At 43.9% G+C, this 22919-nt stretch carries 17 protein-coding genes and 1 pseudogene; all 18 read right to left on the reverse strand.

Annotation, left to right across the window (positions count from 1 at the left end):
• Positions 1-170 precede the first annotated feature (170 nt).
• The 18 genes and pseudogenes from EYS00_RS07225 to rlmJ all read right to left on the reverse strand — a co-directional run bounded on the left by EYS00_RS07225 (position 171) and on the right by rlmJ (position 22896).
• Entirely contained in the window at positions 171-2489 is a 2319-nt protein-coding gene (locus EYS00_RS07225; RefSeq protein ID WP_130635885.1) for an RND family transporter, read from the reverse strand.
• 18 nt (positions 2490-2507) lie between these two features.
• The gene (locus EYS00_RS07230) at positions 2508-3536 is read right to left on the reverse strand and encodes a YCF48-related protein (protein ID WP_130635886.1); all 1029 of its coding nucleotides are present in this window, start codon (positions 3534-3536) and stop codon (positions 2508-2510) included.
• A gap of 81 nt (positions 3537-3617) precedes the next feature.
• Complete coding sequence (locus tag EYS00_RS07235; RefSeq protein ID WP_130635887.1) at positions 3618-4985, reverse strand: DUF1329 domain-containing protein; 1368 nt, start codon at positions 4983-4985, stop codon at positions 3618-3620.
• A 12-nt stretch (positions 4986-4997) separates the two neighbouring features.
• On the reverse strand, positions 4998-7061 hold the full coding sequence (locus EYS00_RS07240) for a DUF1302 domain-containing protein (RefSeq protein ID WP_130635888.1): 2064 nt from the start codon (positions 7059-7061) through the stop codon (positions 4998-5000).
• 216 nt (positions 7062-7277) lie between these two features.
• The gene (locus EYS00_RS07245) at positions 7278-7520 is read right to left on the reverse strand and encodes a DUF2835 family protein (RefSeq protein WP_130635889.1); all 243 of its coding nucleotides are present in this window, start codon (positions 7518-7520) and stop codon (positions 7278-7280) included.
• Complete coding sequence (pepN, locus tag EYS00_RS07250; protein WP_130635890.1) at positions 7498-10098, reverse strand: aminopeptidase N; 2601 nt, start codon at positions 10096-10098, stop codon at positions 7498-7500. Before pepN ends, EYS00_RS07245 begins: the two co-directional genes overlap by 23 nt.
• Positions 10099-10121: 23 nt before the next feature.
• Positions 10122-11582 (reverse strand): Na+/H+ antiporter NhaC, encoded by a 1461-nt coding sequence (gene nhaC / locus EYS00_RS07255; protein WP_130635891.1) that lies wholly within the window; start codon positions 11580-11582, stop codon positions 10122-10124.
• Positions 11583-11603: 21 nt separating this feature from the next.
• Positions 11604-12938: a sodium-dependent transporter gene (locus EYS00_RS07260; protein ID WP_130635892.1), complete on the reverse strand. Its 1335-nt coding sequence runs from the start codon at positions 12936-12938 to the stop codon at positions 11604-11606.
• Between the two features lie 88 nt (positions 12939-13026).
• Positions 13027-15069 carry a carboxy terminal-processing peptidase gene (gene prc / locus EYS00_RS07265; RefSeq protein WP_130635893.1) on the reverse strand — a complete coding sequence of 681 codons (2043 nt, stop codon included), beginning with the start codon at positions 15067-15069 and terminating at the stop codon, positions 13027-13029.
• Position 15070: 1 nt separating this feature from the next.
• Positions 15071-15739 carry an RNA chaperone ProQ gene (gene proQ, locus EYS00_RS07270; RefSeq protein ID WP_130635894.1) on the reverse strand — a complete coding sequence of 223 codons (669 nt, stop codon included), beginning with the start codon at positions 15737-15739 and terminating at the stop codon, positions 15071-15073.
• A gap of 17 nt (positions 15740-15756) precedes the next feature.
• Positions 15757-16047: a hypothetical protein gene (locus EYS00_RS07275; RefSeq protein WP_130635895.1), complete on the reverse strand. Its 291-nt coding sequence runs from the start codon at positions 16045-16047 to the stop codon at positions 15757-15759.
• Positions 16044-16505, reverse strand: coding sequence for a GAF domain-containing protein (locus EYS00_RS07280; RefSeq protein WP_130635896.1), 462 nt, complete (start codon positions 16503-16505; stop codon positions 16044-16046). The genes EYS00_RS07275 and EYS00_RS07280 overlap by 4 nt, the downstream gene beginning before the upstream one ends.
• A gap of 13 nt (positions 16506-16518) precedes the next feature.
• Complete coding sequence (locus EYS00_RS07285; RefSeq protein WP_130635897.1) at positions 16519-17202, reverse strand: SIMPL domain-containing protein; 684 nt, start codon at positions 17200-17202, stop codon at positions 16519-16521.
• A 120-nt stretch (positions 17203-17322) separates the two neighbouring features.
• Entirely contained in the window at positions 17323-18402 is a 1080-nt protein-coding gene (locus tag EYS00_RS07290; RefSeq protein WP_130636027.1) for an alanine--glyoxylate aminotransferase family protein, read from the reverse strand.
• Between the two features lie 519 nt (positions 18403-18921).
• A pseudogene (locus EYS00_RS07295) lies at positions 18922-19441 on the reverse strand (gamma carbonic anhydrase family protein).
• Entirely contained in the window at positions 19441-20313 is an 873-nt protein-coding gene (gene tesB, locus EYS00_RS07300) for an acyl-CoA thioesterase II (RefSeq protein ID WP_130635898.1), read from the reverse strand. Before tesB ends, EYS00_RS07295 begins: the two are co-directional and overlap by 1 nt.
• Positions 20306-22156 carry a serine/threonine protein kinase gene (locus tag EYS00_RS07305; protein ID WP_130635899.1) on the reverse strand — a complete coding sequence of 617 codons (1851 nt, stop codon included), beginning with the start codon at positions 22154-22156 and terminating at the stop codon, positions 20306-20308. The genes tesB and EYS00_RS07305 overlap by 8 nt, the downstream gene beginning before the upstream one ends.
• Positions 22156-22896 (reverse strand): 23S rRNA (adenine(2030)-N(6))-methyltransferase RlmJ, encoded by a 741-nt coding sequence (rlmJ, locus tag EYS00_RS07310; RefSeq protein ID WP_242618682.1) that lies wholly within the window; start codon positions 22894-22896, stop codon positions 22156-22158. Before rlmJ ends, EYS00_RS07305 begins: the two co-directional genes overlap by 1 nt.
• Positions 22897-22919 lie beyond the last annotated feature (23 nt).

A 22919-nucleotide genomic window follows, 5' to 3' on the forward strand; every position in this document is an offset into this window, starting at 1 on the left:
AACCTTCTAATTATCGTAAGTGCTTTGCTACAAGGCCATTTTCGCTAAAAAAAACGAGGTATTTAAACCCCTTTTTAACCTTATATTAACAGCATAGATAACTATGCAGAAAACACCTATAAAAAACGGGCCTAACGGCCCTTATTTATGATAATCCATGCAAAAATAATTTATGCATCTGGGTCTGAACTGTTCCACCAGAGGATTCTTGCGAGTGCTGGTAACACTATGATTGCTCCCAACATGTTCACAACAAACATAAAGGTAAGCAGAATACCCATGTCCATTTGGAACTTAAGTGAAGAGAACACCCATGTGCTCACACCGATGGCCAAAGTAATACCGGTAAACAGCACTGCACTTCCACGTTCTTTTAATGCCGCTAAATAAGCCTGTTGCACCGTGGCGCCTTGTTTAAGCATACTGCTCTTGGTAGATAAGATATAAATACCATAATCAACACCGATACCAACACCAAGTGCGATGACCGGTAAAGTTGAAACTGTAAGCCCAATTTGCAGATAGGTCATGAGTGCTTGAGCCAACACCGACACTACATACAATGGAATAACAACAACCAAAGTAGCGCGAACAGAACGGAAACTGATTAAACACAGCGCGATTACCGCGCCAAACACGTAAATCATCATTGGTGTTTGTGCAGCTTCTACGGCCTCGTTTGTCGCTGCCATTACACCTACTGGACCAGACGCCAAGCTAAACTTCATATCATCAGTTTGATATTCATTGCGGAATGCCTTAACTGCATCAACTACTCGAGTAATGGTTTCCGCTTTGTGATCTTCCATAAACAAAATAACAGGCATTACAGAACAATCACCATTGAGTAAACCCGATGAGGTCGGTACTCGTGAAATCGCTTGAACTAGCGTTTGTTGGTTTCGTGGCAACACTTGCCACTTAACATTCCCCTCGTTATAACCAGCATTGACGATCTTAGCGACTGACGCTAGAGACACTGCCGATTGAACGCCTTCAACGTTTTCCATTTTCCATTGAAAATCATCTATCGCTTGCATCACGCCATGAGAAGTACACGCTTCTGGCGTGGTTTCGACCAGAATAGAAATATAATCTACGGTCACTTCATATCGGTCCGTTATTAAGAAGGTATCTTGATTGTATCTAGCAGTTTCATGCAGCGACGGTGCACCAGCATGTAAATCACCAATTTTCATTTTTTGCGATTGAACATGACCGAACACAAACAGTGCAGTAGTAATCGCTAGAATGACAATAGCCGGCTTTTTGTGCGAGCACGCCGCAATTAACGACCAGAATTTAGATTGAGATTGCTCTTTACCCGAGAATTCGCCCATTGCCTTTTTATTCAGGTTGAGGAAACTCATCAGTACGGGTAATAGCAAAAGGTTAGTCAGGATAATTACCGCAACACCCATACTTGCAGTAATTGCTAGTTCTCGAATAATACCAATATCGATAACAAGCAAAGTCATGAAGCCGACTGTGTCTGACAACAGTGCTATTCCGCCAGGCACGAGAAGATTTCTGAAAGCGGTCATCGACGCTTGTTTCGCATCAACGCCTTGCGCCACTTGTTTCTCAACAGCATTTATCATTTGAACGCCGTGGCTCACACCGATGGCAAAGACAAGGAACGGTACCAGAATAGACATAGGGTCCATACCAAACCCGATCGATGTTAATAGCCCTAACTGCCATATAACCGCAATTACTGAGCACAGTAGCGGAAGCAAAGTGAGCATTACGCTTCGCGAGAAGAAATACACCATTACCGCTGTAATGGCTATTGCAATGGCAAAGAAAAGTAAAACGTCTTTTGCACCATTGGCCACATCACCAATCATTTTAGCGAAACCTATGATGTGTACCGACGTGTTCTCGTTTTCGTATTGACCGCGCAGTTGAGTCTCTAACTCAGCTGCTAAGGCTAACGTATCCAACGGTTCACCGGATTGAGGATCTATATCTAAAAGTTGGGCCGTCACCATTGCACAGCTGTAATCGCTAGCAACCTGACGACCAACAATATTGGCTTTTTCGATATTTGCCGCAACGAGCGCTAAGGCCTCTGGTCGTGATGAATCAAAGTCTGCTGGAATTACTGGGCCGCCAGCAAAACCGCCCTCAACTATTTCAGTAAAACGGGTAGACGGTGAAAACAACGAAACCACTAAAGAGCGATTTACGCCATTTATAAAGAATAACTGGTCGTGTACACCTTTTAAGGTGTCGAAAAACGTTTGATTAAAGATATCGCCGTTCTGATCACAAACTGAAACGAGAATATTATTAGCGCCACCAAAATCTTGCCTATGTTCTATATAGGTTTTCATGTATTCGTGGTTTAGCGGGATATTCTTTTCAAAGCCCGCGTCTAGACGCATCTGTGAAGCTTGGAACCCAAGCCATACCGTAATAAGTGCAAATATAAAGACAACGAGCTTTCTATTCGCAAAAACGAGTCTTTCTATAAATTGGGTCATAAATGTAACGCTACCCTACTATAAATCTAATAATTTTATACCGTTAGACGATACTGCAATCACTTTGTCATTAAACGATACGGCGTTTAGCAACGCGGATTTGTCTTCGACTTGTGTTACAGATACGTTATCCGGCTTTTCACATGACGCAGGATTGGCGTATGGATCTAAATACGACGTAGTTAATGGACGTTGGGCCGACACAATGACGCCATTGTTTCCAAGGCTGTGTACTTCGCCATTAATGACATGAATTGAATTCAGTGTGCTTGTGTCACAGGTGTTTACGTACTCCCATGTTGCACCGTCTTTCATAACAAATATATTGCCTCGAAGACCTACCGCCAAAAACGATGCGTCATCTAACGGCGCTATATCAAAAAATGAACCCATGTAATCCACATCGTACCGCTGCCAGTTTTTACCATAATCGTCGCTCATAGCGAGTAAACCGGCCTCTCCTGCAAGATAGAGTTTTTCATCGTGCATAGTTACGCGATTAATGTGAGGGAGAATTGACTCAAGCTCCTGAAGATAAAACTCTTCGCTTTCTTCACGCACACTGTCTAAATATTCTTGATCGTAAGGGTCAAGTAAGGTCGCATGCATTTCAGCGTTCCAAGAAACACCTCCGTCCATTGTGCGATAGAACAATCCATACGCACCTACAGCTATGCCGTGTTGCTCATCGAAAAATACAACGTCTAAAAAAGGACGCTCGAGTTCAGGTTGTAAATTTTGGACTTCCCATGAATCGCCACTGTCAGATGAATGCAAAATAACGGCATCGTGACCAACGGCCCAAACGTTATTCCCTACAATTGTGGTTGCGGTCAACGTTGCTCTGCTAGGCACTGAAACTTGAGAAAAAGTAGAACCGTCTGTTGATTTGAGAATATGCCCACGCTCACCAACAACAATGGCATAGTCAGTGGCAGCTACGTCGAGTAATACGGATTGCTCAACCAATGGTGCTACAAATGCATCTTGTGCAGAAACTGAAATAGAAAAAGAGGCAGCAAAACATGCAGCAATCGCTTTATTCATTATTAGTTATTCCTCCTTTTAGAAATATCTGTCATACATACAAAAACGGTTGGCAGAGCCAACCGTTTCACGAAAGGCGAATTAACGCATACCTTCTCGTCGCAACGCTTGAGGAGTAAACTCAGCATCACGAGGACGAACAGTAAAGTCGTACATCTGCTCTTCGTTGTCCAGACCGATAGCTAGGTAACGACGAGAGTTCAAGTCGTGGTATACATCTAGCGTAGACCATTGCGTAGGAACTTCATAATAGTTCACGCCGTAAGCAACACCCACGCGATAAAGTTCACCACGGTTGTCGTACATGTCAGCGACTTGAATTTGCCAGCTATCTTCATCGATGTAGAAAACTCGTTTTTGGTAAATATGACGCAAACCTTCTTTAAGCGTCGCTTCTACCACCCAAACACGGTGTTTTTCCCAGCGAGTTAGGTCAGGGTTAACGTGATTTGGCATTAAGATGTTTTCGTATTGCGCATTATCTGAATGTAGCGCGTAGTTATTGTACGCAACATACATCTCTTTTTTACCTACGAGGTTCCAATCGTAACGGTTCGGTGAACCATTAAACATATCGAAATCATCGGTCGTACGCAGACCATCTGCTGCTGTTCCTGGTGTATCGTAAGCAATGTTTGGCGCAAGACGAACACGACGCTGACCCGTGTTGTAAGTCCATGCTTTACGCGGCTCTTTAACTTGATCAACAGTTTCGTGAACCAGCAGTGCAGTACCAGCCAAACGCGCAGGCTTAGTGATCTTCTGCTTAAACATGAACAAGATGTTCTCAGCCGTTAGTTCTTCAGCTGTAGCCCCTTCTTCCGCATATTTGATCTTGAGCTGCTCGTCAAAACCGATAACGTTGTAGTCACCTGAAGTAGTCACTGCTGCTTGGCCACCATTACGTTGTACTGCTTCACCGCGATAGCGAAGAATGTGGTTCCAAATAGCCTCAAGACCATTTTGCGGAATTGGGAATGGAATACCAAGTACCGCACCTTTCAGGCCATTACCGTCATCGAGTAGTTCTGCGCTTGTTGCGTTAACACGAGTGGCATCATACACCTCTTGAGGGTTTGATGCAGAACGTCGTGTTTGGTAAACCGGCATTCGGAATGTATCAGGGTAAGCTTCGAACAGTTTTTTCTGACCGTCAGAAAGGAAGTCAGCATATTCCTGATAGTTTTGCGCAGTAATCTCAAACAACATTTTATCTTCTGGGTATGGATCGGGGTGATGATCACCCACTTCATAACCCGCTGGAGCTTGAGTAATACCACCTGTCCACGCTGGAATACTACCGTCTGCATTACCAGCAACCTCAGCACCGAGTGGCGTGAGTGTTGTACCCAGCGCATTTGCTTGGTCTTCTGAAACTTTTGCTACTGCATGACTGCCGGCCAATGCAAGTGATAGTGCTGTGGCAATAACGCCTATTTTTCTAATCATATACACCACTCTTTAAATTGCATACTTGATGTTAAACGAAATGAAGTCGCGATCCGCAAGCGCATTAGTTGTACCTATGCCACCCCAGAAAGCACTGTATGACGCAGTAGCAGACCATTTACTAAGATAGTCGAAAGTAAATGAGATTGCTGCTGACTTAACATCTTCTGTGAAAAGGAACAACGGATCTGGCGTAGTGCCATCAACGTCGTGTGAGAAAGTTGCGCGAGCACGTAAGTTAACACCCGCCATGATGTCATTATAATCCGCTACCGCGAGTAGTCGATAACCCCAGGCATCTTCTGTTGCAAATGGGTTAGTTTCAGGACCATCAGACAAGGCTGTGTGTAAACCAAAACGTGGGTTTCCATCTGCCGTAGGTTCTAGCGAAGGCGTACGAGCGGTACCTGGAGCGTTCAATCGAATGACTGAAGGATCTGGGAAGTCAACGATATTGACGTAACCTACTTCACCAAGAAGTACGAAGTTATCAGCACCGAACTTAGGTCCAAATACGTGTGACGCAGTAAACTGCATCTGGAAAGTATCAGAGAACAGGAAGCCCTCAGCAGTTTCACCCGGACCTACCGCACGACCAATGTTGTTTAATTGAGAGATACCTTCCAAATCAGGACGCAAACCTGCGTTGGCTAGCTGCTCTGGCATACCCATATAAAGCAGCTCTACGTCGTCTATTTGTAGAGGCTCGTCTACGCGATAAGAGAATTCACCAGCTAGTGCTGTAGTACCAATATTAGTATTGAAGCTCAACCCGTATAAACCAATGTCTTCAGGGTAGTAAAACTCTGCCTGAGTAAATGCTTCTAACTGAGTCAGGTTGTCTTTGGTAATCTGATTGCCCGCAATGAAGGCTAGATCTGCACCAATACCTGCTGCTGTAAAGTTAGATGTTACACCTGAAATTAACGGACGCTGGCTGTGGTAATTAATGTGATAGAAGCTAAACTCAGTTTCGTTTAGAGCTTCTGCGAACCACGTTAAGCGCAAACCGAACTGACCTTGGTCATCAGCATCATTATGTGCTTGGTCAGAATATCCGCGAATCGCAACCTTAGTTGGATAAGCTAAGTACGCCTCAGAGATTGCGCTAGCGTCAGCCCCAGAGCGAAGCAAATCGCCGAAACCGTTCAAAGCTGAAAGCAAGTGATCTAAATCGATATCAGGATTGCCCGTGAAACCAAGCTGGATGTTGTTGGCTTGACCGCCCTCACCTGCAAAATCGTTCGTTGCAAAGTAACTACCGGCAACAGGCAACCAACTGCGTTGCCACTCATACTGGTAATAACCAGAAATACTGACGTTGTCTGTTAGTCCTAGTGACGCGTAAACCATTCCAACGGGAATAAATACTTCTTTAAGTTCTGCACCCGGCGCTCGCGCTCGAGTAACGTCAACTGGGTTTGTTGTGTTTATACCGTGTTGGATGAACGTACTTTCACCCCAGCTAATTACTTGGCGACCTACGCGAAGTGTGAATGGCTTTTCACCGATCCACCAATCGCCATAAAAGAACGCGTCATACAAACGCACGTCAGTACAAAGTAGATCTTCAGCTTCTGGGTCACTACATAAATCAGTCTGTGTGCCTGTGATTGGATTAGAGTAAGGACGATCACCGTCCATTTGCTCGAAGTCATAGAACCAGAATCCGCGAGCGAAGAAACCATAATCGCCAAAATTGATATCCAACTCGTGACTACCTGAGATTTGAGTCGCGAAAGCATCACCTGGATCGTGAGCTAGGTTACCCAGGTCACCGTTAGATGAATAGGCTCCGTCGGCTAGCGCCCATACGTCACCGCTTGGGTATAAAGGATTAAACGCACCGTGGTACCCTGACCAATTAAACTGGGGGTGGTTACTATTACCTATAAGACTGTAATCTCTGTCTTCGGTTCGAATACTTGTTGCTAGGGTAAAAGTAGAGTCTAGAGAAATGCTAACGTCACCCACTTGCCAATTGGCTGCTTGTGCTGGTAGTGCAGCGACCCCAGCCAAACTCATTACACCAATTGCAACAGGTGACATCTTAAAAGCGCGAAGCCTGTTTATCATGTTTTTATACTCCCAAGTCGGCGCTAAATTTACGCGACATAGTCCAACCATCTCATTTAACAAAATGATTACATCATTTTGTCAGAACCGCAAGAACTAATCGTACCAGTTAACAATATTTACAACATTAAGGCGATCAATGAGTTAAAGTTGACGCCAGATATTGAATATATCTTTAGACTTGCTGCATTTTGTTGGTGTAGTTAGCTCACTACACTATCTTAGCCGCTCGAACGATTTTATCTTGTTATTTTTATCAACTATCAATCTAAAGCGCCCTGTTAACCCAACGCCCGACACAAATGGACGAATACGGCTTGAGGGAACTTGAATGGTTTGCCCAGATTCAGCGGTGAGAACCACATTTGGATAATTACCGCTGTACAAGGCTTCACATTGTGAATATGGAAAATTCACTGAAAAGTAATAAACGCTATCAGAAGACTGCATTCTCGTCATAAGACAAACTTTTACTTACTTTTTCGAAAACGTCTTTACTCAATCCTTCATGATTAAGTAATCTTCCCAACTGTTGTTTCATTAAACTCTGATGATGCTCAGAGAACTGCTGCCACTGGGTTAACGGCGTCACTATTCTTGACGCTACTTGTGGATTCACTTTATCGAGCTTCATTAGATAATCCGCTACATATTTATACCCACTACCGTCTTTAGCATGAAATCCGTAGCTGTTGTAGAACGCAAAGCTACCAATGACCGCACGGACTCTATTAGGGTTTGATTGCGAGAATTGGGGATGTTCAAGTAACATGGTTAGGTTCGCAAGTATACTTTCTGATTGCTTGGTTGCATGAAGTGTGAACCATTTATCCAACACTAGCGGGTCATTCTTCCACTTATTCTCGAACTTAGCCATCATGTCGTCGAAGTATTCAAGTCCGCTGACTTGTGCAGCTTTCAATGCAGCTAAACTATCAGTCATACATGTCGCATTATCGAATTGGGTGCTTACAACATCACTAAAGTCACTCACCCGTGCGAGTAATGAAAGAATAACGTTCTTACAACGTCTAGCGTTTACTGCCACTTGTTCGTAGCCACCATTTTGCGCATTACATGATTGGTAAATAGCGAATAGTTGTTTGCCAAATCGATGAGCAAATTGAGTTACGAACGCCTCTCTCGCCGATAGCAGTGAAGCGACGTCGATATTAGAGCGACTTTGGCACAGTGTTTCGAATGATGGAATAACCAAACACTCGCCTAGTAATTCAATGTTCTGACTTTCATTGGTAAAAGCGGTCTCTAAACCATGCCAAATATCGTCGGTAATGGCTGATGTGGGGTCGTCCGTTAACTGCGAGATACACAAGTCATACAATCGTTGCAATGCATCCCAACGACTAAATTGATCTGTAGCGAAAGAAAATATACTTAACAGCGCTTTTGGTGATAGATCTTGTTCAATTTTAACGGGTGCCGAAAAGTCACCAAGGATCACAGGTATCAAACCGGAAGTAACATTGCCAACTTCAAGTACCGCAGTGTCTTGCTCTAGTACAAAAATGCCATTTTGAATCAGCCCTGCTTCATCATCATAGCGATTGCCTAAACTATCAATTAATTCTATGCGAAGCGGTAACGTAAGGGCGTGCTTCTGCGACTGCCCCGCTGTAGCTGGCGTTTTTTGTGAAATCGATAAAAGTGTTTTAGCATTTTCGCCTTCGCTGACGTCTACTGACACGACTGGCGTGCCAGATTGACTGTACCAGCGTCTGAAGTTGGTCAAGTCTTTATCAGTGGCCGCTTGCATCGCATTGACGAAATCGTCGCAGGTAACCGCCTGCCCATCGTGACGCTCAAAGTAGATATCCATGCCTTTCTTAAAGTCATTTGCGCCCAAAAGGGTGTACATCATGCGAATAACCTCAGCACCCTTGTCGTATACCGTTACCGTGTAGAAATTATTCATCTCGATAACTTCATCTGGTCGTATGGGATGACTCATGGCGCTAGCATCTTCAGCAAATTGGTGTTCTCGCATTACTCGTACTTGCTTGATGCGATTGCTCAGTGCTGATGTCATGTCTGTACTAAATTGCTGATCTCTGAAGACAGTAAGACCTTCTTTTAAACTCAGTTGGAACCAATCTCTGCAAGTAACACGGTTGCCAGTCCAGTTGTGAAAGTATTCATGAGCGATTACTGATTCAACGTTAAAGAAGTCTTCGTCTGTTGCTGATTCTTCATCAACAAGGACAAATTTACTATTGAATACATTGAGCCCTTTGTTCTCCATGGCTCCCATGTTGAAGAAGTCCACGGCGACAATCATGTATATATCGAGGTCATACTCTAAATCGAAGACTTGCTCATCCCACGCCATTGCGCGCTTCAAGGATTCAAGTGCAAAATGTCCTCGGTCTCGCTTTCCTTTGTCGACAAACAATTCGAGTGACACCTCTCTGCCACTGCGAGTAGTAAAGGTATCTTTAAGTACGTCGAAATCGCCTGCTACTAGTGCAAACAAATAGCAAGGTTTTGGATGAGGGTCATGCCACTCAACCCAATGGGTTCCGTCTGGATTGTTTCCTGAATCAACTAAATTTCCATTACAGAGTATGTATGGTAGCGATGTGTTCCCTGTTATCTTCACCCTATACTCTGACAGAACATCCGGTCTATCAAGAAAGTAGGTAATACGGCGGAAACCCTCAGCTTCACACTGTGTGCAATACGCCCCGCCAGAAAGATATAGCCCTTCTAACGCAGTATTCTCTGAAGGGTTTACTTCTACAACAAGGGTAAGGTTAAACGTGTCCAAATCCGTGTGTATATGGAGTTCGCTATCAGACTTTTGATAATCCTTTGTTTCGACGCCATCTATCGCAGCACTAATCAGCGTTAAATCATGACCATCTAGCACTAGCGCCTCGTTATGATCACCTTGCCGAGAAACACTGAGTTGGCTGGTGACTAACGTTTTCGTCTCATGCAAAACAACATCTAAAAATACATTACTGACAAGAAAATTAGGCGCAGTGTAGTCTAACCTACGCTTGGCTAAAACGGTCATATGCAGTTAAGTCCTCGATAAATCTATGCTTTTTCGCTAAGGTCTGGTGGCGTAATACGTAATATTTTAACGCCTAGGTAGCCGTAAATTATAGCTAATATCGGGTTAATTACGTTAAAGAATGCATAGAATACGTAATCAAATGGATTAACGAGCAATACACTGTGCATATATGCACCACATGTATTCCAAGGAATCAATGGTGAGGTTAATGTTCCACCGTCTTCCAAGCTACGAGACAAGTTGAGTTGATGTAACCCACGTTTGGTGAATTCCTCTTTGTACATACGGCCGGGCATAACGATAGAAATGTATTGGTCTGCAGTTACTAAGTTAGTACCAAAGCACGTTAGGATGGTGCGTAGTATCATGTCTCCAGCAGATTTTGCACCGAGGAGAATCGCAGACACAGCACGTTTAAGTAATCCAACATTTTCCAAAACAGCACCAAAAGACATGGCACAAATAATCAACCAAATGGTATTCAACATTGATGACATACCACCGCGAGATAATAGGCTGTTGAGATTTTCGTCTGGTGTGGAAAAACTTACCCCATCAAATAACGCCGTCCAAACGACTTTTAATGTACCAATGGCGTGTGTATCACCTTGATCAGCCATACCAAGTATTACATCAGACTGAAACAGAACTGCCCAAATACCACCTAACAGTGCGCCAATGAAAACTGCTGGGAACGCGGGCATCTTTTTGATAGCAAGCGTGAGTAAAACCACAAGTGGTACAAGTAAAATAATGCTCAAATCGAAAGATTCATTTAAAAGCGCCTGCATCTGCTGAATGCGTTCAACCTTTGCGCCACCCTCTTCACTGAAACCAAGGATTGCAAACAAAATTAATGCGATGATAAAACTTGGAATAGTTGTCCAAAGCATATAGCGAATGTGCTCAAACAGGTCCGTACCTGCTACAGCCGGCGCTAGGTTTGTTGTTTCTGAGAGGGGCGATATTTTATCACCAAAATACGCGCCCGATACCACAGCACCAGCGGTGATAGTGGCCGACATGTCCATGCCCCCTGCTACACCCATAAGTGCAACACCTACCGTTGCAGCGGTTGTCCAAGAGCTACCGATACTCATTGCGATAACCGCACAAATTAAACAAGCAGCAGCATAGAAGAATGATGGGTTCAACAACTCAAGACCATAATAAATAAGCGTTGGAACCGTACCTGCAAGCATCCATGTACCTATCAGTGAACCGACGGCTAATAGAATAAGACAAGCCCCTAATGACATTGAAATGCCTTTTACAATGCCTTTTTCAATTGACTTCCAACTGTGGCCATTTTTCATACCGATAATGGCTGCCATGCCCATTGCAAGAAGTAATGCTATTTGGTTTGGCCCATATGATGAGTTGTCTTCAAAGAGAATTACTGCGCTTCCCATCATGACTACGAGCGCAACAATAGGAATAAAAGCGTCTAATAGCGTTGGTGTTTTGGTTTCTTTATTCATTTTTATAATTTTCTCTTAGCGCTACGCAATAGAGCGGTAAAACATTAGGGCAATAACTACAGGGCACACAAAGCGTACATACCAAGGCCAAACCTTCCAGAAAATACCTTTCTCTGCTTCCGGGTTCCCCGCTTTAAGTTCATTTAGGATATTATCTCTGCGCCATACCCAGCCCGCAAAAATACATAGTGCTAGTCCCAACAGGGGCTGACTGTATTGGGTCGTCGCTGTGATGACCAAGCCAAATAAACTGCCAAAATTAAAAATAATCACGCAGCTGGCTGCAAAAATCGCTAAGGCCATGAAAACAACAGCGCGTTTTCTGTCAATGTTTTTACTCTCGACCACATAAGCCACGGGAACTTCAAGCATCGATATCGACGACGTTACTGCAGCGATAGTCATTAGCGCAAAAAACACAAATGAAACGAACACACCTACAGTTCCAATGGTATCAAACAGTGCGGGCAGCACAGTGAAGATAAGGCTATCGCCTTCAATTAATGCACCTTGAGGCGTAAATATCTCGATACCATTATTCAGCGCTACGTACATTGCTGGAATAATTAGCATACCCGCAATAACGGCGACACCAATATCGACCAGCGCAACAGATGCACCAATAACGGGTAAGTTTTCTTGCTTACTCAAGTATGAGCCGTACACCAACATTGTTCCTACGCCAAGCGACATAGAGAAGAACGCCTGCCCCATTGCACTGATGAGCAAGTCAGGGTTGAGCACTGATGAAAAATCAGGCACTAAGTACGCACTCCACCCTTCAACAGCGCCAGGTTGGAAACTTACATATACGATTAACGCTAATATTAGAATGACTAAGGTTGGCATTAAACGAACTGACCACTTTTCGATGCCAGCTTTTACGCCACCAACAACGATGAACGCAGTGAGTGCCATAAAGATTGCACAAAAAATGATATTGCGAGTGTCACTAAAGGTTAGTAACCATTCGGATGCGCCTTCCAAGCCAACCAAGCTCACCGCTGAATCTGCAAAATGCACAAGCATCCAACCGCCCACAATAGCGTAAAAAGCGAGGATAAGTGATACAGTTAGACAACCCCACAACCCCGTTGCGCGGCCTACAAAGTTATTCGAAATCTTACCCAGAGCATCGACCATATTGGAGCGAGATGCCCTTCCTATAATCAATTCTGCCATTAGAACGGGATAAGCTAGCACAAATGCGAGTAGCAAATACATTAGTACGAATGCAGCACCACCGTTACTTGCTACTTTTGTTGGAAAGCCCCAAATATTGCCTAAACCCACGGCAGATCCTGCCGCCGCTAGAATAAATCCTATGCGCGAAGAAAATTCGCCTCTGACTGCCATTGTGTTTCCCTTTATTATTTTTGTAGTAATTGTTATTTAGACATAAAAAAAAGGGCTGGCCCAAGACCAGCCCTTCATTTAACGCTAATTAATTAGCTGAGAAGGCGTAACGACCTGTTTCAATCATATCAAACGTGATGTTGGCTGCTTCGTCAAGGAATGGATCTAGCTCATCGAGATCATCCGGTAAATCATCCAACGATGCCACTGCTTCCATACCCATTCTTGCTAAGCGTTCATTGGCACGTGCGAGTGATTTGACTTCCCGTTCTTTCTTCTCTTCTAAACGCTCTGATTTGACCAATGAAATAAACTCTCTGTCCTTGTTTTCACGATATTCAGCGATGTCTTCATGAATGTATGCAAACTCGGGGTCTTGTAACACGCGACGGTTGTGTTTTGCAGTAAGAACGTCAAGCGCGCCACTACTGTCAGCGAATGTCGTATAGTTCGCTCTATTTATGCTGTCCCAAGGTAGCGCGTTTTCTGCTTGACTCTCACCCCAATCTTCAGGCTCGATGGCGGATGGATATAGAATGTCTGGTACTACGCCTTTGTGCTGCGTACTTCCGCCGTTGATTCTGTAAAATTTTGCGATAGTGAACTGCACGCTACCCAGTGGGTTATCATACAAATCGTATATCTTACCCAGACCGCGGTGTTGCTGAACTGTTCCTTTACCAAAGGTTTGCTCGCCGATGATAAGTGCACGATTGTAGTCCTGCATTGCTGCAGCAAATATCTCAGAAGCTGAAGCGCTATAGCGGTCTACAAGCACAGTTAATGGACCGTCGTAAGCCACTAGGCCATCAGTATCACGATTTACATTAACTTTGTTATGACCATAACGAATCTGTACCACAGGCCCTTTTTCGATAAACAAGCCTGTTAATAGCGTGGCCTCAGTCAATGAACCACCGCCGTTGCCTCGAAGGTCAACGATAATCCCTTTCACTTCTTGGGCTTTTAGTGCATTAATTTCTTTTGCAACATCCGCGCTTAGGTTGTTGTAGAAACTAGGGATAGTGATAACGCCTAAAGGCTGACCTGCATTAGGACCAGTCTCAGGTGTGTATACTTCAGATTTTGCTGCACGGTCTTCTAGCTTTATTTTGTCTCGTACTAAATTCACAATAGTCGTAGAGGTTGCATCTGAAGCGCCCTTCTGGATCTGTAAACGTACAGTGCTGCCTTTAGGACCTTTAATTAGCTCGACAACTTCATCTAAACGCCACCCTACTACATCGACAAATTCTTCTTCGTCCTGCGCCACACCAACAATTTTATCTTCTGGCTTTAACGCGCCTGATTCATCAGCTGGACCACCAGGAACGATACTCTGGATAACGGTGAAATCGTCTTCTATCTGTAACACCGCTCCAATACCTTCGAATGATAGATTCATTTCCATTTGAAAACGATCTGCATTGCGCGGTGACAGGTAGCTAGTGTGAGCCTCAATAGTACGAGCAAAGGCGTTCATCGTGGTTTGGAAAACATCTTCGCTTTTGGTTTGGATAGTGCGTTTAATTGCGCGAGTATAACGCTTGGTTAAAAGCTCTTGTGTCTTTTCCCAAGTGCGATCCGCAAGTATTAAACTCAGCGCATCGTATTTTACTCGCTGACGCCAAATTTCATCGAGTTCGGCAGTGCTTGTAGGCCACGTTGCCTCTTCGCGATCGTAATAAAACTTATCGCCTTCCTGTTCGAAATCGAATGGTTCGCCCTCTAACAAAGACAATGCGTATTCATAACGCTCTATGCGACGTTGCGCACTGAGATTATACATCTCATAGGCAACCGACAAGTTACCGCGACTTAGCGCTTCATCAAAAGCATTTCTGTGCTTTTCAAACCCTTCCACATCAGACAACAGGAGCACTTGTTTATTGTGGTCAAGTGACTCTAGAAATCTGTCATAGACTCGAGAAGATAGCTGATCATCCAACGAAATTTCCATATAGTGTGAACGTGTAAAGAGTGCGCTCACCCTTTTAGCTGCAACACTGTGCTGTGTTTCTTGAGAAAGCACAGGTAGCTCTTCAACACTCGGTGTTGTAGTAACTGCAGACGCACCTACGCCCACCGTTAAAAAAGCTGTTGCTATGGAAACTCGAAGGATATCTTTCATATTACGACCTCTTGGAACGTGCCAAACGTAACGCGTCAGCGTTGACTTTGACAACCATACCCGAATCTAACTGAACATGGATGCCATCTTTAGCCACCTCGGTAATAACAGCAGGCATAGGCGCTTTGCCCAGTTTCACCGTAACGTTAGTACCTTGCTTAAGATCACTGTCTGTAAGCTTTTCAGGTGGTGTCTTATTTGGTCTTTGATTTTTCGGTTTAGTTCCGCCCTTTCTCTCAGCATGGCTTGAATCTGACGATTTTTCACCTTTTGGACGAGAAAATTGTTTGCGCTCTTTACGCTTGGGCTGTTTTGCTTGTTTTTCTTTTCTAAGCTCAGCCGCTTTCGCTTTACTTTCTTCAAGCTGGTTTTTAGCGTGATCCGCATGTTCTTTTTCTATCACATCACCTTCATTACCATCAAGGTCTACGCGATGAGCGCCTTCTTTAATGCTGTAAAGGTAGCGCCAACTGTTTGTATAGTGGCGTAGCGTTGAACGAAGCAAGGTTTTGCTTACTCTCGGCTCTTCCTCTAAACGGCTGGCTAGTTCTTGAAATATACCAATTTTAAGTGGGCGAGCCTCGCCCTCAGTGGTAAAACAATTCGGAAAGGTTTGTGCAAGGAAAGCGATAACTTCCTTACTGCTGTTAAACTTCTCTGGTGATTCCATTAATCTTTCTAAGTAGTTCAGGACAAATCTGTGTTATCTGCATCATCCCAAGTTGCCAGCGTGTGGTCAACCCAATCGAGCAATTCATCGTCGTCTATGTCTAATAAAAGTTTATCTTGTTGCCAGTTTTCCCACGTAAACTGCAAGATTTTTTCGAGTCGTGAGGTTTCGATGTCATCTTCAGCCCTATCGTAAATGGCATGGAGAATGAAATTGAGTCGTTCTGATGCCTCATCAGGATCATCATGCATGTCTTCCATATCTTCATAGGTTGACAATACCACATGAATATCGACGTTATATTTCATTGTGATTCCATAAGTTGTTGGAACAACTCTACGATAGCTACCAAGCCTTTTTCGTCCTGTTCGTCAAAACGGGAATATATAGGACTGTCGATGTCTAAAACACCAACGAGCTGATTACGAATTATGATGGGAATAACAATCTCAGAGTTTGAAGCTGCATCGCATGCAATATGGCCATCAAATGCATGTACATCGTCGATGCGCTGAACCGTTTTAGTTGCTGCTGCAGTACCGCAAACACCTTTACCGAGAGGAATACGGATACACGCAGGCTGCCCCTGAAACGGCCCAAGTACTAGCTGCTCTTCTTTGAAGAGATAGAAACCGGCCCAATTTACGTCGTCTAAGCCGTTAAACAACAAGGCACTGATATTAGCCAAGTTTGCAATTAGGTCAGGTTCTCCCTGAGTCAAACTTTTTACTTGGCTATATAATTGAGCGTAATGCTTCTCTTTCAAATGAAACTTCTCTTTACTGATTTATTGCGAAACTCACATTTACATGCGCAGAAACGCTTCTTTCACCGGGCAACGACACTGGCATTTCCCGAGCAAAAGTTTCACTGCGCATAATGGGAACGGGCATATTGCCACTTGTTTCAGATATTGCAACCACTTCACCCAAATCTACATTGAATTCCTGTGCTACTAGCTCAGCTTTTGAGCGAGCATTGGATAAAGCAAGTTTTAAAGCTCTTGTATAGGCTTGATTGTCGTCCATCACAATCAACGAAAATCCGGAGATACTGTTTACGCCGCGCTTCAGCGCGCCGTCAATAATGGCGTCATAATGATTAATATGATTGTGCGTTAGCTGTATTTCACGACGAACGATGAAACCCTTTTGCTGACGCCCCTGAGGTGAGTGTTCGTAGTTGGGCTGAACGCTAAGTTGCATGGATTGAATGTGACGCTCGACAACACCGCTCTCGAGTAAAAAGCCTACAACACTCGCTCTTTGTTGCTCGAGTTTACTATTGATTTCAGCGATTTCATTGCCCTTTCCTTCCAGTACCAATGTGACTTTGTAGCCGGTAGGTACAAGACTTACAGCGCCGCTACCACTGACATTGATAGTACGGTCGGGATCAGCGCCAAAAGCATTAGCACTCACAAATACACACAGGATTAAGCCGATAAGTGAAAATTTTTTCATAGTCTTCCTTCGTATTGCCACATTTGAACCATTACGTTAGAAACTATAATCTCACTTTTAGCTTAACCCTAGGTGAATACTTGCTAAATATGACTAAAAGTCTGTTTTTTTGATTACGCGTTACTTAAGAACTTGGCTAAGTGCTGATAAACAGTGATGAATATTACGAGTTTTAGCACTATGGCCCATGAGACCAATACGCCATACTTTACCAGCGAACTCACCCAGTCCAGCTCCAATTTCAAGATTAAACTCGTTGAGTAATTTTGAACGAGTTGCGGCGTCATCAATACCCTCGGGTATATTGACTACATTGAGTTGAGGTAGGCGATAACTACTATCTACCGCGAGTGTTAAGCCCAGTTCATTCAGACCATCGACAAGTTTCAAGTGATGTGATTTATGTCTTGCCCAAGCATTCTCTAGCCCTTCGTTATACAAAAGCACGAGTGATTCGTGAAACGCATACATCGAATTGACTGGTGCAGTATGGTGATAAGCACGTTTAGTACCTGTACCCCAATACCCCACAATTAGGTTCATATCCAAAAACCAGCTTTGTACTTTTGTCTTTCTTGACTGGATAACGCTCACAGCACGCTCGCTGAACGACACAGGAGAAATCCCCGGCACACAGCTCAAGCACTTTTGAGAACCTGAATAAATAGCGTCAATTCCCCATCCGTCCACATCAATTTCAATGCCACCGAGCGACGTCACTGCATCAACAATCGTTAGACAATCATATTGCTGAGCAAGTGCACATAAAGCTTTAGCATCGTTTTCTACACCTGTAGAAGTTTCAGCATGAACGAATGCGAGAATTTTAATATCCTTGTGCTCTGCTAGGGTCGATTCCACTTCGGCTAAGTCGGTTTGTTGTCCCCATGGGCTATTAACTGTTAAAGCAACACCACCACAGCGCTCAACATTTTCTAACATACGATTGCCGAACACGCCATTTATGCACACTAGCACCTTATCACCCGGCTCAACCAAGTTAACAAAACATGCCTCCATGCCTGCTGAGCCCGGCGCTGAAATAGGCATAGTTAGCGCATTACTGGTCTTAAATGCATATTGAAGTAACGATTTGGTTTCATCCATCAAGCCTACGAAAAGTGGATCTAAGTGACCAAGTGTGGGTCGAGCCATCGCATTCAATATACGAGGGTGGACGTCTGATGGGCCTGGCCCCATCAATGTACGTTCTGGAGGAATAAATGTTGAAAACTGATCATTTGAAGAAGACATACCCAATACTCGTCATCGAATCTAAACATTCTTGAAGTATTGTACGTTGGCGCATGAGATACAATAACCTGTTCCGAGCATTCATAAAATGAATGTGTTTTACCCATCTCATAAATATTATAGCTTTGGATAAGGTGTGAACAAATTGTGCTCAGTGCAGGTATAAAAAATAGACTGTGAAGAAATACTAAAACCAAAAATCAGACCACTTGTATCTTAATGATATTACAGCGCTTATTCGAAGTTGATCTGAATAATTGTGTAATTAGACGATTTTCAGCAAATATATGTTTATAAAATGAACAAATGTGAACTATACTATTTATCCGTTAAAGATTTGCATGAACCTCTCCCTTTGCAATAGTTAGCGCACGGCTCAGCAATGAGCCATTCCCCTAGGCCCGGAACGATTGTTTCCGGGCATTTTTTATCTGTTGCTTTATCTTTACAACTGACGAATTGCTTTTAAACTTGGCGCAAATTCGCTTTGTAGTTGGTAGCGTTTTCGACGTAGTGCTCTGCAGACGCCCTTAGTTTCATCGCGACTTGCTCTGGAAGGGTTTTTAACTATTTTTCCTGGTGAGCCGACAACCATACTGTAATCAGGCACTTCCATATTCTCAGTAATCAAAGTGTTCGCGCCGATGACACAAAATTTGCCGATTTTTGCTCCATTGAGTACAACGGCATTAATACCAATAAGCGAGTAGTCTCCAATTTCGCATCCATGCAGCATTACTTTGTGTCCTACAGTGACTCCCTCACCTAATCGGAGAGGAATACCAGCATCTGTATGCAGTACAGAACCATCTTGTACATTGGTATTTCTACCGATAGTAATAGTATCCATATCACCACGGACAACAGCATTAAACCAAACGCTAGCACCAGCCTCCAAAATCACCTTGCCGATAACATGTGCACCAGGGGCGACAAAGGCAGTAGTATCACATTGTGGTTGATATTCACCGAGGACGTATAACATCATTTACTTCCTTTTGACTCTATTTGACGCATCAAGCCTTCTTGCATAGTGGTTGCCACTAATTCACCGGAGCGATTAAAAATTTGACCGCGAACAATGCCACGGGCGCCACCGCTGAAAGGACTCTCCATGGCGTACAATAACCAATCGTTGAGATCCACCGGGCGGTGAAACCACATAGCGTGATCGATAGTCGCTATACGCAACGTTTTGTCGGTGACCGCTATCCCATGAGGTTGCAAAGAGGTACTCAAAAAATGGTAGTCAGAGGCATAGGCTAACGAGGCTTGATGAAGTTCTGAGTCAGACTCTAGTGGATCTCGCGCTTTTAACCAAAGATAACGCATGGGTTCACGAGTTTGTGCATGATACGAGTTCGCCGCATCTACTGTGCGTATATCAATGGGTTTATGGTAAGCCAATGCTTCTCGCATTGTGCGGGATATCTTGTCGATATTGTCTTCGTAGAAACTGATATCCGATTGCACATCTTCTGGTGCTGGAACATCGGGCATATCGGCTTTTTGATGGGTCATTCCAGGCTCTGGTACCTGAAATGATGCCGTCATGTAAAAAATACTTTTGCCACCTTGAATAGCTTTAACTCGTCTGGCAGAAAAGCTTCGTCCATCCCGCACTATCTCTACATCGTAAACCACCGGCCGCTTGGCATCGCCCGGCGAAAGAAAGTAGGTATGAAAAGAGTGTACAACGCGATTGGCGTCCACCGTTTGGTAGGCCGCACTCAACGCTTGCCCCAATACCTGACCACCAAATAAAGCTCTAAAACCCAAGTCCCAACTTTGTCCGCGATAAAGCCCCTCTTCTATGGGTTCTAGCGAAAATAATGATGAAAGTTTTACATCACTCATGAGACTGCTCCATTAATTCGGCTTTTGGATTACGGGGATAATAATTATCTGGCCGTTTAGCACTATGTTCAAAAAATCGGGTGTCTTTATACGGCAATTTCATGAAACCTGAAATACCCAATCCCTTAATACTGGGTATCAACCTTACTATTGACCGCAAGCATTGTTCAAATTGATATGCTTTTGTGTGATCTAACAAAGTAAAGTAGTTGTGTATTTTCAAATGCGTGGGTAAAGCCTCAAAAATTATGCAACCAGTGTGATGAATACTATTAAGTGTATGAATATGCTTCATGATCTCGTCGGGTAGCACGAGTAGTTCATCAGGGTCTTCACCATCTTCAAAGTACGAATGGAAGCGACTCTCTTCTGTAGCCACCGAAAGCATCGAGCGCTCAAATGGGATCACGCAACTATGATGAGGAATAAAGGGTTTAGTGGCGTCTTCGCGCTCTACATGTAGGGTATTTTTCGCGTTGAACATACAGCACTTAAATACACCTGTTTTATGTAAGGCAGCAGCCAGCGAAATAACATTATTAACCGAGAGTTCAAACGATTCTTGAAGCGATTTATCATAAAGATTTAAACTTGAATCAACATAGATTCCCTCTGGTGCCCAACGTATCGCGATGCCGCCCACCACCGGATAACGACCTAATCGACTGATCCCCGATACAAAGGCTTTTTCTGTATCCCCCATACCCTGCAGATAATTTTTGTAATAACGATCAAACTGTACGTCGTTGATGTTGTAGAGGCTCGGCTCATGATTAGGGGCGCTATCTCTGAGATAAGACTTTCTAGAGCTGTAAACTACTGTTTCTATATCTTGGGTAGACTGACTGATCCACGTTGGAATACTTGCGCTGTAGTCTCTTTTGTAGTGTTTTGAAAAAACGATGTTTTTCAACACATGCAAATGGTTAAAAAAGTAATCTGCTCCTTGCTTTCTTTCTTGTTCGTTCTCGCTGAGCATATAAGTAAGGATACTCGCGAGCATCTTGGGTAATCCAAGGGAATTGGGCGTAATGACTTTACTGCCATAACGACAGGATTGTCCAGAAGCTAAGGCATAAAGGGTACTTGCTAATCCATCCTCATCGAATCGAGGTGAAGACAACTCGCCATTTAACTGAGCATCGCCAATAAAGTAAACGTCACCCAATCTCGCATTTGTTGTATGCATTGACTGAGACATTAAGTCCATTACGTTACTGCTCGTTGCTTGCCCATGTTCGTCTAACTGTGCAAATACCGACGAACCCCAATCAATGAGTTCAACGGTTTCGGTAAGACTATTCCACACCAAATTAGAGGGCTTAATGTCTCCGTGTACCACAGGCTTAGTCACGTCGTTGTGAGTATTTGATCGTAACTTTAAAAGTAACTCGCCCAACTGCACCGCTATTTTAACCACTAAATGTGGAGCAAGAGGTCCACTGTTTAAGCTGAATTGCTCCAAATCTGCACCGGGCGCTCGAGTCATCACTAAAATGGGTTGCTTACCCACATGCTGAAAATCAACAACCTTAGGTACTTGGGGATGGTGAACTTGGGATTGCATGAAAGCCTCTTCCTCGAGGCGATCTCGCACATGTTGAGGTAAATTTAATCGAGCGAACTTAAAAACAAGTGCTTCGTTACTCGGAGAAACCCCTGAAAACGCGAAGCCGAACGCGCCTTTTCCCAATAAAGTGATCTGCGTGTATCCCAGACTCTCGAGCTGATGGGTACACAAAGCAACCCAATCTTTTAACTTTTTGGCGTCAGCGTGAGAGAGCAGATAAATTGACTGCTCTTCAGGAATATAAAAGTGTTTTATATCCCGCGCGCTATTCATTATTCCCCTTCTCGCTTTAACCAACGAAGAGACGAGGTAACGTCATCACCCATAACCGTCGTTAGCTCATCAAGTGCAGATGAAAGGTGTTCGTCAAGTTGCCAAGGCGGGTTAAGCACACAAACCCCCGAACCATACATACCGTTATCATCACTTGCATCTTCAACCACAAGCTCGGCAACGAAACTGGTTTTCGCGAGATCACCCAATACCTCGTACATTACTTCACTAGCACCGTGCTTTTTCCCTGCGCGAGCAGATAGTAGTGGATACCAAATCACAACGATACCTTGTTCCCAATGGCCAAACATCTTCTTCAAAGTACGAGACACATCCTGATATTCTTGGAATCTCTCATAAGGAGGGTCAATAAGTACGGCACCACGATTAGGCCTTGGCGGAGTCAAAGCGAGTAAGCCTTCAAAACCATCTCTTTTGTGGAGGTGACATCCGCTTCTACGCTTCATTACGTGTTGAAGCTTGTCAAACTCCGCTGGGTGTAGTTCCATGAGATGCAGAGTGTCATTCTCTCTAAGCAAAGATTGGCTTATTAACGGCGAGCCGGGATAACTGCTTTCGTCGTAAAAAGGTTTCACAATTGAGAGGTAGTTGTTGAGCAGACTAGAGCGCGTTTGCGAAATACTTTCCAATTTACTGATACCCGACTCAAATTCTTTATTTTGAGCCATCGTAGTTTCTTCAAATTGGTATTTACCTGCACCACTGTGAGTATCAAACAAGGTAAAGGGTTTATTTTTTTCTT

It is taken from the genome of Alteromonas sp. KUL49, assembly GCF_006538345.1.
Taxonomy (GTDB): domain Bacteria; phylum Pseudomonadota; class Gammaproteobacteria; order Enterobacterales; family Alteromonadaceae; genus Alteromonas.

Coding starts and splice junctions, on each gene's coding strand:
- EYS00_RS07225 (WP_130635885.1), bottom strand. CDS start 2,489: ATGACCCAATTTATAGAAAGACTCGTTTTTGCGAATAGAAAGCTCGTT.
- EYS00_RS07230 (WP_130635886.1), bottom strand. CDS start 3,536: ATGAATAAAGCGATTGCTGCATGTTTTGCTGCCTCTTTTTCTATTTCA.
- EYS00_RS07235 (WP_130635887.1), bottom strand. CDS start 4,985: ATGATTAGAAAAATAGGCGTTATTGCCACAGCACTATCACTTGCATTG.
- EYS00_RS07240 (WP_130635888.1), bottom strand. CDS start 7,061: ATGATAAACAGGCTTCGCGCTTTTAAGATGTCACCTGTTGCAATTGGT.
- EYS00_RS07245 (WP_130635889.1), bottom strand. CDS start 7,520: ATGACGAGAATGCAGTCTTCTGATAGCGTTTATTACTTTTCAGTGAAT.
- pepN (WP_130635890.1), bottom strand. CDS start 10,098: ATGACCGTTTTAGCCAAGCGTAGGTTAGACTACACTGCGCCTAATTTT.
- nhaC (WP_130635891.1), bottom strand. CDS start 11,582: ATGAATAAAGAAACCAAAACACCAACGCTATTAGACGCTTTTATTCCT.
- EYS00_RS07260 (WP_130635892.1), bottom strand. CDS start 12,938: ATGGCAGTCAGAGGCGAATTTTCTTCGCGCATAGGATTTATTCTAGCG.
- prc (WP_130635893.1), bottom strand. CDS start 15,069: ATGAAAGATATCCTTCGAGTTTCCATAGCAACAGCTTTTTTAACGGTG.
- proQ (WP_130635894.1), bottom strand. CDS start 15,739: ATGGAATCACCAGAGAAGTTTAACAGCAGTAAGGAAGTTATCGCTTTC.
- EYS00_RS07275 (WP_130635895.1), bottom strand. CDS start 16,047: ATGAAATATAACGTCGATATTCATGTGGTATTGTCAACCTATGAAGAT.
- EYS00_RS07285 (WP_130635897.1), bottom strand. CDS start 17,202: ATGAAAAAATTTTCACTTATCGGCTTAATCCTGTGTGTATTTGTGAGT.
- EYS00_RS07290 (WP_130636027.1), bottom strand. CDS start 18,402: ATGGGGCCAGGCCCATCAGACGTCCACCCTCGTATATTGAATGCGATG.
- tesB (WP_130635898.1), bottom strand. CDS start 20,313: ATGAGTGATGTAAAACTTTCATCATTATTTTCGCTAGAACCCATAGAA.
- EYS00_RS07305 (WP_130635899.1), bottom strand. CDS start 22,156: ATGAATAGCGCGCGGGATATAAAACACTTTTATATTCCTGAAGAGCAG.